Origin of the sequence: Paenibacillus amylolyticus (assembly GCF_047302515.1) — a bacterium.
Taxonomy (GTDB): Bacteria; Bacillota; Bacilli; order Paenibacillales; family Paenibacillaceae; genus Paenibacillus; species Paenibacillus amylolyticus_G.
This window is the reverse complement of sequence record NZ_CP168019.1, coordinates 6,696,395-6,711,768: the sequence shown is the minus strand read 5'-3', so window position 1 is coordinate 6,711,768 and position 15,374 is coordinate 6,696,395. Positions and strand designations below refer to the sequence as shown.

The window sequence follows — 15,374 nt, the reverse complement described above, 5'->3', positions numbered from 1 at the left end:
TTATGCCCCCTAATCTAAAGCAACCGCTAGTGCATCTGCCACGGTATTCACACCGATCAGTTGTATCCCGCGAGGATGTTTCCAGCCCTTTAAGCTTTTTTCTGGTAAAATGACTCGTTTGAAGCCCAGCTTTGCGGCTTCCTTCACTCGTTGTTCGGCCCGTGATACGGCTCGAACTTCACCTGTCAGACCGATCTCGCCAAAGATCACGTCGTCCGGCTTGGTCGGTACATCTCTCAAACTGGATGCAATGCAGACCGCAACCGCCAAATCTACAGCGGGCTCATCCAGCCTTACACCCCCGGCCACATTCAGATATGCATCCTGGGTCTGCAAAAACATCCCCATTCGCTTCTCCAACACAGCAATAATCAGGTTTAACCGATGAAGATCTACCCCTGTTGCCATACGGCGGGGAGAAGGGAAATGGGTCGTCGAGATCAATGCCTGCAATTCTACGAGCAGAGGACGTGTCCCCTCCATACTGGCAACTACCGTTGAACCTGCTACACCCAGTGGACGTTCCGACAAAAAGAGTTCGGACGGATTGCCCACCTCACGAAGTCCATCCTCGCCCATTTCAAAAATGCCAATCTCATTGGTGGAACCAAAACGGTTCTTCACCGCACGCAGCAGGCGATACGTATGATGCCGTTCTCCTTCAAAATAAAGCACGCAATCCACCATATGTTCTAACATACGTGGACCGGCAATGGCACCTTCTTTGGTAACATGCCCCACAAGAACCGTTGCAATGCCTCTGCCTTTGGCAATCCGCATGAACCTTGACGTACATTCCCTTACCTGTGCAACACTACCCGGCGCACTGGTAACTTCGGGAAGATATACCGTCTGAATGGAGTCGATGACAAGAAAATGCGGCTGGATCTGATCCACCGCTTCCTCTACACGTTCCATATTGGTTTCACACAGTACATACAACTCGGCAGAGAGTGCCCCGAGGCGGTCTGCCCGCAATTTGGTTTGCTTGACTGATTCCTCACCGGAAACATATAACACACGCAAACCCGAATGCGTCAAAGCATGGGACGTCTGCAACATCAACGTTGATTTACCAATACCCGGATCTCCGCCCACCAGAACGAGTGAACCCGGAACGATTCCGCCACCCAATACCCGGTTCAACTCTCCGATTCCAGTCTGTACACGCGGTTCCTGACCGCTATCTATATCTATGATAGGAAGCGGTTTATCTTTACTGTCAAACAGAGGAGAATTTCTCCCTTGTGTTTTGACCACCGTCTCTGTTTCTTCCACCATTGAATTCCATGACTGACAACCCGGACACTTACCGTACCACTTGGGGGCTTCATAGCCGCATTCCGTACATTGAAACTTGGTTTTAACTTTGGCCACTTCAGCACTCCTATAATTTAATTTTATAACAGCATTTTGCATTATTCGACGAATTTCACCCAAACTCCCTGACGTGCAGGGTTACTAAAAGTTTACCATTGTTTGAGATTTTTCGTAAAGGATTATCGCAAACTTTACACATGTTCCTGACATAATCATGTCCGTCTTCTGTCCAAAGTGCAAAAAATCCTCCCCGGCCGAAGCCGAGAAGGATTTGATTAAGGAATAAGGATTAATACAAGCTGAAGTTTAACTTCAAAGCTTGCTGTATATTATTTGGTTTCGATTTCCTCATTGGACGGAACGACCACGTCTTTTTTCGTAACAGACAGTGCACCGTTCTCTTCGTCGATGAGCAATGAATCCCCTTTGGTTACGTTACCTGTGAGCAACTCTTCGGACAATTTGTCCTCGATATGCTTCTGGATCGCCCGACGAAGCGGACGCGCACCGTAAGCTGGATCAAAGCCTGATTTCGCAAGGAAAGACTTGGCATTATCAGTGAGTTCGAAATCGACCTCATGTTCGAGCAGTCGTTTACGAAGTTCTTCACTCATCAGCGTAACAATTTCAGCGATGTGTTTTTCTTCGAGTGAGTGGAACACGATAATTTCATCAATCCGGTTAAGGAACTCTGGACGGAAGCTTTTCTTCAGCTCATCCATCACTTTCCCCTTCATGTTGTCATAATCTGCTCCTGCATCTACAACTGCAGTGAAGCCCAGTGTAGAGTTACGTTTGATCGCTTCGGCACCCACGTTGGATGTTAGAATGATCAGCGTATTGCGGAAGTCAACGACGCGACCTTTGGAATCCGTCAGTCGACCATCCTCAAGCACTTGTAACAAGATATTGAATACTTCTGGATGTGCTTTCTCGATTTCATCGAGCAGGACTACGGAATATGGTTTGCGACGAACTTTCTCTGTCAGCTGGCCACCTTCTTCGTACCCAACATATCCTGGAGGCGCTCCGACAAGTCGAGAAGTCGAGTGCTTCTCACCATACTCGGACATATCAATCCGGATTACTGCATTTTCATCGCCGAACATCGCTTCAGCCAGAGCACGAGCAAGTTCTGTTTTACCTACCCCTGTAGGGCCGAGGAAAATGAATGAACCCATCGGACGTTTTGGATCTTTAAGTCCCGCACGAGCACGACGAACCGCACGGCTGACAGACTTCACTGCCTCATCCTGACCGATGACACGTTCATGTAGAATAGACTCCAGATTCATCAGACGCTGTGTCTCTTCTTCTTTCAGTTGGTTCACAGGGATTCCTGTCCAGCTGGCTACCACTTGTGCGATATCCTCAGGAGTAACCTCGGAATCGGTGCGACCTTGTTTCTCTTTCCACTGGTTCTTCGTTACATCCAGCTCTTCACGGATTTTTTGTTCCGTATCACGCAGAGCTGCTGCTTTTTCGAACTCCTGACTTTGAACTGCAGCGTCTTTTTCCTTACGGATATCTTCCAGACGGCTTTCCAGTTGTTTCAGGTTTGGTGGGATCGTGTAAGAGTTCAATCTTACTTTGGAACCCGCTTCATCAATCAGGTCAATCGCTTTATCTGGCAGGAAACGGTCTGTAATGTAACGATCAGACAGTTTAACCGCCTGCACAATTGCTTCGTCCGTAATTTTCACGCGGTGATGCGCCTCATAACGGTCACGCAAGCCGTGCAAGATTTGAATCGCTTCTTCTGGAGAAGGCTGATCTACAGTAATCGGTTGGAAACGACGCTCAAGCGCTGCATCCTTCTCGATGTATTTACGATATTCGTCCAGTGTTGTCGCACCGATACATTGCAATTCTCCACGGGCCAGAGCCGGTTTCAAAATGTTAGAAGCATCGATGGCACCTTCAGCTCCGCCTGCGCCAATCAAGGTATGCAATTCGTCGATAAACAGGACAATGTTACCTGCTTGGCGAATCTCATCCATGATTTTTTTCAGACGATCTTCAAACTCACCACGATATTTGGTTCCAGCGACTACAGAACCCATATCCAGGGTCATTACACGTTTGTCGCGTAATGTTTCCGGAATCTCATTTGCAATGATTTTTTGGGCAAGGCCTTCAGCAATCGCTGTTTTACCTACACCTGGCTCACCGATCAATACCGGGTTGTTCTTGGTACGACGGCTGAGCACCTGAATGACACGTTCAATTTCTTTACTACGTCCAATAACCGGGTCAAGGTTATTCTCTCTGGCGTATGCCGTGAGGTCACGTGCCAGACTGTCCAGCGTTGGTGTGCTTACATTGGCAGGTGTGCCATTATGGCTGGATACAGCTTCACTGCTGCCAAGCAATTGCAGCACTTGTTGACGTGCTTTGTTCAGGCTAATTCCCAGGTTATTGAGCACACGTGCTGCAACACCCTCGCCTTCACGAATCAATCCGAGCAGGATATGCTCTGTGCCTACATAAGTGTGGCCCAATTTACGAGCTTCATCCATAGACAGTTCAATTACTTTTTTCGCACGTGGCGTATATGCAATGTTGGTAGGTTGCTCTTGGCCACGGCCAATCAGCGTTTCTACTTCATCCTGAATTTTTTCCAATCCGAGTCCCAGGCCGATCAGTGCTTTGGCTGCGATGCCTTCGCCTTCACGAATGAGGCCGAGCAAAATATGCTCAGTACCGATGTTATTATGACCGAGACGGACAGCTTCTTCCTGCGCGAGTGCGAGCACCTTTTGGGCCCGTTCCGTAAATCTTCCAAACATCATATCTCCTGCACCTCCATGGTTTTGGATAAAACGAGGGTCATGTAATGAAATAACCGTCGTATTTTTCATATCATTTTTGTTTGCAGCCGTGCTGCGAATAAAGTCAATCGGCATTTGTACATGCCTTATTATATAAAAGCCGCAACGCGGCATGAAACCATAATTCAATACAATATCAGGCTAAACTAGGACTGCTTCGCTGCATTGATCGTATCACGAATCAACTGAGCACGGTATATGTCACGCTCATCTGTGCGCATATCTTCCCCGAATGTTTTCTGCAAAAATCCCGGCTGTGTCATCACATTCAATTCATTCATTACCGTGATGGACAGTCCATCCAACAAGCCGAGATCCACGCCAAGTCGTACATCCGATAAGCGCTGTGCAGCTTCCTTGGAATCAACAATAGCTGCATGAGACAATATGCCATAAGAACGCATGACCCGATCCGTAATCCGAAGTCTGGAGTCGGTAATTAACCGTTCTCTCGCTGTACGTTCATGACCAATCATCTGTAACACAACACCATGCAGGTTCTCGATGACTTCCTGTTCGGTCTGTCCCAAAGTAATCTGGTTCGAGATCTGGAACAGGTTACCCATCGCCTCGCTACCTTCACCGTATATTCCTCTTACCGTCAATCCCACTTGGGAAACTGCGGTTAGAATACGGCCAATCTGCTGTGTCATCACCAGGGCAGGCAAGTGCATCATAACCGATGCTCTTACACCTGTACCTACATTAGTAGGACAGCTGGTTAAGTATCCTCTGCGATCATCAAAAGCATAATCCACGTGCGCTTCAAAAGCATCATCTATTGCGGAAGCTTTCTCCCAGGCTTCTTTCACCTGGAACCCCGGATAGAGGCACTGGATACGAAGATGATCCTCTTCGTTAATCATAATACTGACAGACTCATCCTCACTGAGAATAACCGCACCATTCCTGGATTCATTCGCAAGACTTGGACTGATGAGATGTTTCTCCACCAGCACCCGTTTGTCGAGTTCGTCAATATCGATCAGGTCCAACGTATGAAAATCCCCAAAGGCATGAACGTCATCGTATTGAAGTACTTCGCTCAGCTTATTCAGCACCTCTTCCGATTGCTCATTGGAAGCCAGCATCGGAAACGGAACATGCTGAAGGTTGCGTGCAATCCGGACACGGCTGCTAATGACAATTTCGGAATCAGCCGCATCACTGCGCATCCAGTCGCTGAGCGCCTTCTCTGTAAAACGCAGATTAGGCATTACGCATCCCTCCTACTCATGACAAACTTTACTCCTGAGCTATTCCTTTTTCAAGTCCTCTGATCTGGTCACGGATCTGAGCCGCCTCTTCAAATTCCTCTTGTGCGATGCTCTCTTGGAGCTCACGCTTCAGATCAGCAATTTGCCGTTTTACCTTGATGCGACCACCAGCTCGTGCAGGCACTTTGCCTACATGGGACGTATTACCATGAACCCGCTTGAACAAAGGATCCAGACGGCTGTCAAAATATTTATAACATGAACTGCAGCCGAACCGGCCTATCTTACTAAATTGTGAGTACGTCATACCACACTCTTCACATTGAAGTGCTTTTGCAGGTGGTGTTCCTGCCGATCCACTTTTGCCGGCTGGATCAAAATCAAGCAATCCGGACAACAAGTTGTGAATGGAAAACCCACCTGCTGTTCCAGGGATCATTTCCCCTTTTTCACGGGCGCATGACTCACAAATATGGAATTCCGTCTTCTCTCCATTTACGATCTTCGTAAAATGAAGTGTCGCCGGACGTTTATTGCATTCTTGGCACAGCATATTGATGTACCTCCTTTGACCCCGATAGTTTTCATTTACCGAGCAAAGATATTAACATCGCCTTCAACATTCTGGCACGAATTTGATCCCGGTAAGGAAGTTTGACCAATATAACCTCTCTAGATACAGCAGCTCGCATCAACCCGGCTTCCCGCTTGCTCAAGAAGCGCGCTTCTTCCAATTGATAGATCAGACCTTCGGCAGCTGTCTGCCCGATCTCTTCACCAATACTATGGTGCAAATGATTATGCAGAGCTGATTGGGCCGGTAATTCAATGCGCTGTATGCGAACATAACCACCACCGCCGCGTTTACTCTCTACCAGGTATCCCTTCTCGAGTGTAAAACGTGTGCTGATGACATAATTGATCTGGGAAGGTACACATGAGAATTGATCTGCCAGATCATTACGCTGAATTTCAACCATTCCTTCGGGACTTTCATGCAAAATACTCTTCAGATATCGTTCGATAATATCAGAGATATTACGCATCCAATCATCCTCCACTGTCTGAAACGTTAAGTCAATAAGGACCCACACGCCCCCACAGAGTACACCTTCTCTACCCATTTAACCAATCAGGGAAACAGCGAATCTTGCTTCCACAGGTGTCAACAGGAGAGCGAAGGAAGCACGAAGGTCCTTTAATATTCCCTTGATCCTCCGATGAAATGAACCCCGTATATTAGCGATCATGCATCAGATTGTAGAAAGAAAGCTACTTAAGTATTAAACCTTTAGTTGACTTTGACTTTCTTTGACTTTATAACCATTATAGCATATTTTGTGGTTTTGCCAAGTGGGGTCACTATTCATTTTTTACGATTTTACACGAAATATTCCCCAGACACAAAAAAACCTCCCCAAAATTGCTGGAGAAGTCCATTTGTCTTTCAATCACGCCGTATTTCTATATAAGCTAATCAAGTTAAATGGAGCAGTAGGAATAGTCATCAGAAGAAATCGAGCAAATAGGTTTCCCGTTCAGGAATCGCTTGTTCCAAAGCCTTGATTGCTGTGTTCGGTCCGTTAATTCTTCCGATTCGTGCCATTTCCGTTGGTCTGCGATATCCCATCAGCACCGCGGTAAGGGATTGAATATCCACCTTAATGGTCTGATCATCATTAATTGGTTCCGATGTTTTCCATATGGACGCTGTTCCGTTCATTGCCACGTTTAATTGCCATACCCCTTCATTCCACGGAGCGTAGGTATCCTCTACCTGTAGAACAATCTGCACCGGTGAGTCCTGGCTTGCAAATGGATACTGGGATATAAACTGCTCTACACTAACGATACGCGCCATAAAATAAGGTACAATCTCCTGCTGAATCCGTGGGTTATCCAATTGGAAGGCAAGCGTATCACTGGCAGGCGCCTGCAAAGTAACTTCCTGGATCATGGAATCATGGTTAGCAATGAAGGTCCACAATCCTTGCCTAGCCTCTTCATTCAGATAGATGATCTCTTTAATGGTAAATTTATTTTCCTTAACCTCATATAAAAGATAACCTTGTGCTGCATCAGTTTCATCGTAATATACAGCCTTCTGGCTGGTCCCATTAACAAGAACTGAATTCTCCCACCTTGCATCATCCCGAACCAGAGTTCCGTTATAACGCTCAGCATAAGCACTGTATACTTCCTTTAATATGCTGAGGCCCGGATCCCCACGCCGAATTGTTCCAGGTGTCGCTTTTTTCTGAGGCAAATGAGCTGTAGGTACTTTATAACGTTTAAATTCAACATAAGTCTCCCATCCATACTTCCGATAGAAACCAAAAGAGAATGGATGCAAGAATGATATGCTCTGTTTGTTACGATTCATTTCTTCCAACGCATGCTTCAGCAGACCCGCTACCCAGCCTTTGCGTCTATACTCTGGCCAGGTGGCTACACCCGCAATACCGCCCATCTCGAACGATCTGCCATGAATATAGGTTTGAAAAGGGATAATGTGAAGTTTGGCTCCTAGCTGCCCGTCCTCATATACACCCCATATATCCTGTGACGAAAATTGACTCCGCCGTTTTTCTTTCTGTTCTTCACTCATTGCCACTTGAAAAGCATATTCGGAGAGTGCCATCGCCGGTTCAAAATCATCTACCGTCAATTTCTGAATTTCCATGTTGTCCTACACCCCATTCGCTAGAGTTATATCAATCCAAATCATGGCCTGATATCTGATATATGTACCCCTTAGAGTGTGTCAGAGGATTCTTACAAAGTCAAATAAGAGATGCTTCCGCATCCCCTAAAATAAACAAATAAAAACCACCACCGAATAACATCGGCAGTGGTTCTTCGCTTGGCGGCGTCCTACTCTCCCAGGACCCTGCGGTCCAAGTACCATCGGCGCTAGAGGGCTTAACGGTCGTGTTCGGGATGGGTACGTGTGGAACCCCTCCGCCATCGCCACCAAACGCATAGCTTAGCTTACATTTCAGAGATCGTTCTCTGAAAACTAGATTCGAAACGAAACATGCGAATTACAACTTGCTATTGGATAAGCCCTCGACCGATTAGTACTGGTCAGCTCCATGCATTGCTGCACTTCCACCCCCAGCCTATCTACCTCGTCGTCTTCAAGGGGTCTTACATACTGGGAAATCTCATCTTGAGGGGGGCTTCACGCTTAGATGCTTTCAGCGTTTATCCCGTCCGTACATAGCTACCCAGCGGTGCTCCTGGCGGAACAACTGGTACACCAGCGGTACGTCCATCCCGGTCCTCTCGTACTAAGGACAGCTCCTCTCAAATTTCCTACGCCCACGACAGATAGGGACCGAACTGTCTCACGACGTTCTGAACCCAGCTCGCGTACCGCTTTAATGGGCGAACAGCCCAACCCTTGGGACCTACTTCAGCCCCAGGATGCGATGAGCCGACATCGAGGTGCCAAACCTCCCCGTCGATGTGGACTCTTGGGGGAGATAAGCCTGTTATCCCCAGGGTAGCTTTTATCCGTTGAGCGATGGCCCTTCCATGCGGTACCACCGGATCACTAAGCCCGACTTTCGTCCCTGCTCGACTTGTAGGTCTCGCAGTCAAGCTCCCTTATGCCTTTGCACTCTTCGAATGATTTCCAACCATTCTGAGGGAACCTTTGGGCGCCTCCGTTACTCTTTAGGAGGCGACCGCCCCAGTCAAACTGCCCACCTGACACTGTCCCCGCACCGGATTACGGTACCAGGTTAGAACCTAGATACGATCAGGGTGGTATCCCAACGTTGCCTCCACGCAAGCTGGCGCTCACGTTTCAAAGGCTCCCACCTATCCTGTACAGATCGTACCCAAATTCAATATCAAGCTGCAGTAAAGCTCCATGGGGTCTTTCCGTCTTGTCGCGGGTAACCTGCATCTTCACAGGTATTAAAATTTCACCGGATCTCTCGTTGAGACAGCGCCCAAGTCGTTACGCCATTCGTGCGGGTCAGAATTTACCTGACAAGGAATTTCGCTACCTTAGGACCGTTATAGTTACGGCCGCCGTTTACTGGGGCTTCGGTTCACAGCTTCGGGATTGCTCCCTAACCACTCCCCTTAACCTTCCAGCACCGGGCAGGCGTCAGCCCGTATACTTCGCCTTACGGCTTCGCACAGACCTGTGTTTTTGCTAAACAGTCGCTTGGGCCTTTTCACTGCGGCCCCCTCGTGCTATTCACACTACCGGGGCACCCCTTCTCCCGAAGTTACGGGGTCATTTTGCCGAGTTCCTTAACGAGAGTTCTTCCGCGCGCCTTAGAATACTCTTCTCGCCTACCTGTGTCGGTTTGCGGTACGGGCACCTTCACCTGGCTAGAGGCTTTTCTTGGCAGTGTGAGATCATGACCTTCGCTACTACAATTTTCGCTCCCCATCACAGCTCAGCCTTAATGATGTGCGGATTTGCCTACACATCAGCCTTACTGCTTAGACGGACATCCATCAGTCCGCGTCACTACCCTACTGCGTCCCCCCATTGCTCATAACGGCTTACGGTGGTACAGGAATTTCGACCTGTTGTCCTTCGACTACGCCTTTCGGCCTCGCCTTAGGTCCCGACTTACCCTGAGCGGACGAGCCTTCCTCAGGAACCCTTAGGCTTTCGGCGGATCAGATTCTCACTGATCTTTTCGTTACTCATACCGGCATTCTCACTTGTATAATGTCCAGCGCTCCTTACGGTACACCTTCAATCCTTATACAACGCTCCCCTACCCCTGATGCAAAGCATCAAGCCATAGCTTCGGTGGTGTGTTTAGCCCCGTTACATTTTCGGCGCAGAGTCACTCGACCAGTGAGCTATTACGCACTCTTTCAATGGTGGCTGCTTCTAAGCCAACATCCTGGTTGTCTGTGCAACTCCACATCCTTTCCCACTTAACACACACTTGGGGACCTTAGCTGATGGTCTGGGCTGTTTCCCTTTTGACAATGGATCTTAGCACTCACTGTCTGACTCCCGGAAGTAAGTCTATGGCATTCGGAGTTTGACTGAGCTTGGTAACCCTTGCGGGCCCCGCACCCAATCAGTGCTCTACCTCCACGACTCTGTTTTCCGAGGCTAGCCCTAAAGCTATTTCGGGGAGAACCAGCTATCTCCGAGTTCGATTGGAATTTCTCCGCTACCCCCACCTCATCCCCGCATTTTTCAACATGCGTGGGTTCGGGCCTCCAGTGCGTGTTACCGCACCTTCACCCTGGACAGGGGTAGATCACCCGGTTTCGGGTCTACGTCCACGTACTACATCGCCCTATTCAGACTCGCTTTCGCTGCGGCTCCGGCTCTTCACCTTAACCTTGCACGGGAACGTAACTCGCCGGTTCATTCTACAAAAGGCACGCCATCACCCCTAAAACGGGCTCTGACTTTTTGTAAGCACACGGTTTCAGGTTCTATTTCACTCCCCTTCCGGGGTGCTTTTCACCTTTCCCTCACGGTACTGCTTCACTATCGGTCGCTAGGAAGTATTTAGCCTTGGCAGATGGTCCTGCCGGATTCATACGGGGTTTCACGTGCCCCGCACTACTCGGGATCCGTCTCGGAGGGAACCAACTTTCAACTACAGGGCTTTTACCTTCTTTGGCGGGCCTTTCCAGACCTCTTCGCTTAACCGGTTCCTTTGTAACTCCATGTGAGACGTCCCACAACCCCAAAGAGCAAGCTCTTTGGTTTGGGCTTCTCCGCGTTCGCTCGCCGCTACTGACGGAATCACTATTGTTTTCTCTTCCTCAGGGTACTTAGATGTTTCAGTTCCCCTGGTATGCCTCTACACAACCTATGTATTCAGTTGTGAGTAACTGGAAATTACCCCAGCTGGGTTTCCCCATTCGGACACCCCCGGATCAAAGCTTGCTTACAGCTCCCCGAGGCAGTTTCGTTGTTCGCCACGTCCTTCATCGGCTCCTAGCGCCTAGGCATCCTCCGTGTGCTCTTAGTAGCTTAACCATTTTGTTCCGGTTTCGGTCGCTCGCTTCCCTTGTTTTGCTTGCGCAAAGCCAAAAGTCGCTCTCACCCGATACCATCACAAAAGCAATTTAACTACCTTTATACACTTGACTTGTTTGCACAAGTTCAGCTTAAAGGAATGTTCTAATTCGCGTTTGTTTCGTTTCGATATCTAGTTTTCAAAGAACAAGCCAAATAGATGAAATTGTTTGGTGGAGCCAAGCGGGATCGAACCGCTGACCTCCTGCTTGCAAGGCAGGCGCTCTCCCAGCTGAGCTATGGCCCCTCATCAAATTCCATCAAAACTGAACAAATGGATAAGTAACTGTGTTGCTGTTGCAGGTTCTAAGAACCTGCATATTTGAATGTTTCCGTTGCAGGAAACGATTCTCCATAGAAAGGAGGTGATCCAGCCGCACCTTCCGATACGGCTACCTTGTTACGACTTCACCCCAATCATCTATCCCACCTTCGGCGGCTGGCTCCTTGCGGTTACCCCACCGACTTCGGGTGTTATAAACTCTCGTGGTGTGACGGGCGGTGTGTACAAGACCCGGGAACGTATTCACCGCGGCATGCTGATCCGCGATTACTAGCAATTCCGACTTCATGCAGGCGAGTTGCAGCCTGCAATCCGAACTGAGACCGGCTTTGTTGGGATTGGCTCCATCTCGCGATTTCGCAGCCCGTTGTACCGGCCATTGTAGTACGTGTGTAGCCCAGGTCATAAGGGGCATGATGATTTGACGTCATCCCCACCTTCCTCCGGTTTGTCACCGGCAGTCTATCTAGAGTGCCCACCCGAAGTGCTGGCAACTAAATATAAGGGTTGCGCTCGTTGCGGGACTTAACCCAACATCTCACGACACGAGCTGACGACAACCATGCACCACCTGTCTCCTCTGTCCCGAAGGAAAGATACATCTCTGCATCGATCAGAGGGATGTCAAGACCTGGTAAGGTTCTTCGCGTTGCTTCGAATTAAACCACATACTCCACTGCTTGTGCGGGTCCCCGTCAATTCCTTTGAGTTTCAGTCTTGCGACCGTACTCCCCAGGCGGAGTGCTTAATGTGTTAACTTCGGCACCAAGGGTATCGAAACCCCTAACACCTAGCACTCATCGTTTACGGCGTGGACTACCAGGGTATCTAATCCTGTTTGCTCCCCACGCTTTCGCGCCTCAGCGTCAGTTACAGCCCAGAGAGTCGCCTTCGCCACTGGTGTTCCTCCACATATCTACGCATTTCACCGCTACACGTGGAATTCCACTCTCCTCTTCTGCACTCAAGTCACCCAGTTTCCAGTGCGATCCGGGGTTGAGCCCCGGGATTAAACACCAGACTTAAATGACCGCCTGCGCGCGCTTTACGCCCAATAATTCCGGACAACGCTTGCCCCCTACGTATTACCGCGGCTGCTGGCACGTAGTTAGCCGGGGCTTTCTTCTCAGGTACCGTCACCTTGAGAGCAGTTACTCTCCCAAGCGTTCTTCCCTGGCAACAGAGCTTTACGATCCGAAAACCTTCATCACTCACGCGGCATTGCTCCGTCAGGCTTTCGCCCATTGCGGAAGATTCCCTACTGCTGCCTCCCGTAGGAGTCTGGGCCGTGTCTCAGTCCCAGTGTGGCCGATCACCCTCTCAGGTCGGCTACGCATCGTCGCCTTGGTGAGCCGTTACCTCACCAACTAGCTAATGCGCCGCAGGCCCATCCCCAAGTGACAGATTGCTCCGTCTTTCCAGTTTCCTTCAGGCGAAGAAAACAATTATTCGGTATTAGCTACCGTTTCCGGTAGTTGTCCCAAACTTGAGGGCAGGTTGCCTACGTGTTACTCACCCGTCCGCCGCTAAGTATCAAGGAAGCAAGCTTCCTATCAACTCCGCTCGACTTGCATGTATTAGGCATGCCGCCAGCGTTCGTCCTGAGCCAGGATCAAACTCTCCAATAAAGTATTGAAAAGAGCGATAAGCTCATTTTGAATCTGACGATTCATTGTGAATCAAAAGTTACTATCCATTTGTTCAGTTTTCAAGGAACTTGTATGTCCGTTTATGTTGATGTTTGTCAACCGGACAGGAATCTTATCATATCATGTTAACTAACTTACTGTCAACACTTTGTTTTCGTCTTCTTTCAAATGATTATGACAATCATTCGTTTGAAGCGACAAGAAATAATATATCACGTAGTGATTTATTTAGCAAGCATTTTTAATCAATCTTTTGATAACATGATATCTTCATCTACGGTGTCTTGTTTCCAACCTGTATTCGACAGATTAGCACATGCTCTGAGCAAGTGAAAGGCTACCCTTAAAGTGCATTACATATTAAAGAAATAACTCATCTCTATAAATACTCCCTTCTATTAGTTTGAAGAAAGTGATCCAAAAACTCTATAATAAGGTATATAGATATAGGGATAAGGTTAAGCAGTCAATTGTACTACTTTCATAAGTAGCCTATGAACAATCGTATAACCATCTCTCATTGCACCTTTACACAGATCACGTACTCCATTCACAGCTAGCTATTACATATCAAAGTTCTGAATAAACTCATTACTAACCTATATGGGGTGATCGCACTTGAAGCAATGGTTAAAGAACAGACGGAAAGGTTACGGCAAAAAGTTGGTTTCCATCCATGCATGGAATGCATGGATTGTTGTGATCCTTGCTATAACAGGTCTTATGCTGGTAGGCGGCTTTTGGCGCGAGATACTCGGAATTGGACGTGTCTGGTTAAAATGGCTACATATCATCGTTGGGCTAGCTATGCTGGCACCCGTAGTATATTACTTGATTTTGGCCGGAAAGCACTGGAAACAACTTCGAAATAGGCCTTGGCAAAGGGTGAACACCATCTTTGTTCTTGCGCTGCTGGTAGGCTGGCTCCTCTCGGGTATTGTATTATGGCAGTTCAAGCTAGCTGGACCTCGATGGTCGAATGCTGCACTTTTGATCCATGACCTGCTGACTTGGGTGGGCTTACCTTATATTATCTATCACTCCATCACTCGGACCAAATGGTTAAAGGATCCTGCACGTCGTGCGGTTAAAACCACTACAACTTCAACACGAACTCAAAATACAGCTGACCCATCTGATTCAAGATCGGATGAAAAAGAAACTCCGGCTGCTATATCTTCTTCCCAGTTTGATCGCAGTTCCGAGAGAGATCCCCTCAAATCAGAGGAGCGACCTCAACCGTTGTATACACGACGAACTTTCATCCGTTCTGCTGTGGGGGTTGGTCTCGCCGTGACTCTTGGTCCTACTTTTATATCCTGGGTAGGACGAAATCTCAAGATCGATAACAGTATTGATAGCATGCTGGAGAACGACCCTAACCGTATGGTTCCTCTGCCACAACCGCTGTCTGCCTCTTCACCTCCCATTGGAGGCGGAGCTGAAGGTCATTTCCGCGTATATACGGTTACGCCTATACCGTCCTTCTCCAATGCTAACTGGTCTTTCCGAATTGATGGACTGGTTGAACGGGCACAGGTTTGGAATTGGGAACAATTCGTGAAGCTGGCGCGTACCGTACAGGTTAGTGATTTCCACTGTGTAACGGGCTGGTCTGTATATAAAAATACCTGGGAAGGCATTTCTCTTGCACATCTTTTGAAACAAGCCGGGGTCAAACCGGAAGCTCACAGTGTGAAGTTTTATTCCGGTGATGGTGTGTATACGGATGCGATTACGTTGGATCAAGCGCAAATGGAAGATATTATGGTCGCTGTCATGCATGATGGCAAACCTATCCCTGCTGATCTTGGCGGTCCGGTACGCCTCGTCATTCCTCAGATGTATGCCTATAAATCGGTAAAATGGTTAAATCGCATTGAACTCATCGACAGCGAACATATCGGTTACTGGGAAGAACGAGGATATGACAAGGATGCATGGCTTACAGGCGCATCTCAACGCATCCCTAACAATTTAAGTGGGTCATGATCAGATAAGATAAGATTGGTGAGCATTCATTCGTTGTAAAAATAATTTAGATAAATA

General features: G+C 48.2%; 7 protein-coding genes, 1 tRNA gene and 3 rRNA genes. 1 reads left to right on the top strand and 10 read right to left on the bottom strand.

Translation table 11 applies throughout. The features are described from left to right. Window positions 1-9 precede the first annotated feature (9 nt). The 10 genes from radA to ACDJ59_RS29265 all read right to left on the bottom strand — a co-directional run bounded on the left by radA (window position 10) and on the right by ACDJ59_RS29265 (window position 13,304). On the bottom strand, window positions 10-1,377 hold the full coding sequence (radA, locus tag ACDJ59_RS29310) for a DNA repair protein RadA (RefSeq protein ID WP_413407089.1): 1,368 nt from the start codon (window positions 1,375-1,377) through the stop codon (window positions 10-12). A gap of 272 nt (window positions 1,378-1,649) precedes the next feature. Then, entirely contained in the window at window positions 1,650-4,112 is a 2,463-nt protein-coding gene (locus ACDJ59_RS29305; protein WP_036607223.1) for an ATP-dependent Clp protease ATP-binding subunit, read from the bottom strand. A 185-nt stretch (window positions 4,113-4,297) separates the two neighbouring features. After that, the gene (locus ACDJ59_RS29300) at window positions 4,298-5,368 is read right to left on the bottom strand and encodes a protein arginine kinase (protein ID WP_036607140.1); all 1,071 of its coding nucleotides are present in this window, start codon (window positions 5,366-5,368) and stop codon (window positions 4,298-4,300) included. 28 nt (window positions 5,369-5,396) lie between these two features. After that, window positions 5,397-5,921 carry a UvrB/UvrC motif-containing protein gene (locus ACDJ59_RS29295; protein ID WP_413407088.1) on the bottom strand — a complete coding sequence of 175 codons (525 nt, stop codon included), beginning with the start codon at window positions 5,919-5,921 and terminating at the stop codon, window positions 5,397-5,399. 31 nt (window positions 5,922-5,952) lie between these two features. Next, complete coding sequence (locus tag ACDJ59_RS29290) at window positions 5,953-6,414, bottom strand: CtsR family transcriptional regulator (RefSeq protein WP_036607135.1); 462 nt, start codon at window positions 6,412-6,414, stop codon at window positions 5,953-5,955. A 461-nt stretch (window positions 6,415-6,875) separates the two neighbouring features. Continuing rightward, entirely contained in the window at window positions 6,876-8,051 is a 1,176-nt protein-coding gene (gene eis / locus ACDJ59_RS29285) for an enhanced intracellular survival protein Eis (RefSeq protein ID WP_413407087.1), read from the bottom strand. A 178-nt stretch (window positions 8,052-8,229) separates the two neighbouring features. Then, window positions 8,230-8,346: ribosomal RNA gene (rrf, locus tag ACDJ59_RS29280) — 5S ribosomal RNA — on the bottom strand. Window positions 8,347-8,425: 79 nt separating this feature from the next. After that, window positions 8,426-11,354 (bottom strand): 23S ribosomal RNA (locus ACDJ59_RS29275). Window positions 11,355-11,564: 210 nt separating this feature from the next. Then, window positions 11,565-11,640 (bottom strand) — tRNA-Ala (locus ACDJ59_RS29270). A 111-nt stretch (window positions 11,641-11,751) separates the two neighbouring features. Continuing rightward, a 16S ribosomal RNA gene (locus tag ACDJ59_RS29265) occupies window positions 11,752-13,304 on the bottom strand. The 16S, 23S and 5S rRNA genes sit together here with 1 tRNA gene alongside, the layout of an rRNA operon. 639 nt (window positions 13,305-13,943) lie before the next feature. Between ACDJ59_RS29265 and ACDJ59_RS29260 the strand changes: the two genes are divergently transcribed. Beyond that, entirely contained in the window at window positions 13,944-15,317 is a 1,374-nt protein-coding gene (locus tag ACDJ59_RS29260) for a molybdopterin-dependent oxidoreductase (protein WP_413407086.1), read from the top strand. The last annotated feature ends 57 nt before the right edge of the window (window positions 15,318-15,374 follow it).

Excerpts from the sequence above, each read along its gene's own strand:
- ACDJ59_RS29300 (WP_036607140.1), bottom strand. The coding sequence starts at position 5,368 with ATGCCTAATCTGCGTTTTACAGAGAAGGCGCTCAGCGACTGGATGCGC.
- ACDJ59_RS29295 (WP_413407088.1), bottom strand. The coding sequence starts at position 5,921 with ATGCTGTGCCAAGAATGCAATAAACGTCCGGCGACACTTCATTTTACG.
- ACDJ59_RS29290 (WP_036607135.1), bottom strand. The coding sequence starts at position 6,414 with ATGCGTAATATCTCTGATATTATCGAACGATATCTGAAGAGTATTTTG.
- eis (WP_413407087.1), bottom strand. The coding sequence starts at position 8,051 with ATGGAAATTCAGAAATTGACGGTAGATGATTTTGAACCGGCGATGGCA.
- ACDJ59_RS29305 (WP_036607223.1), bottom strand. The coding sequence starts at position 4,112 with ATGATGTTTGGAAGATTTACGGAACGGGCCCAAAAGGTGCTCGCACTC.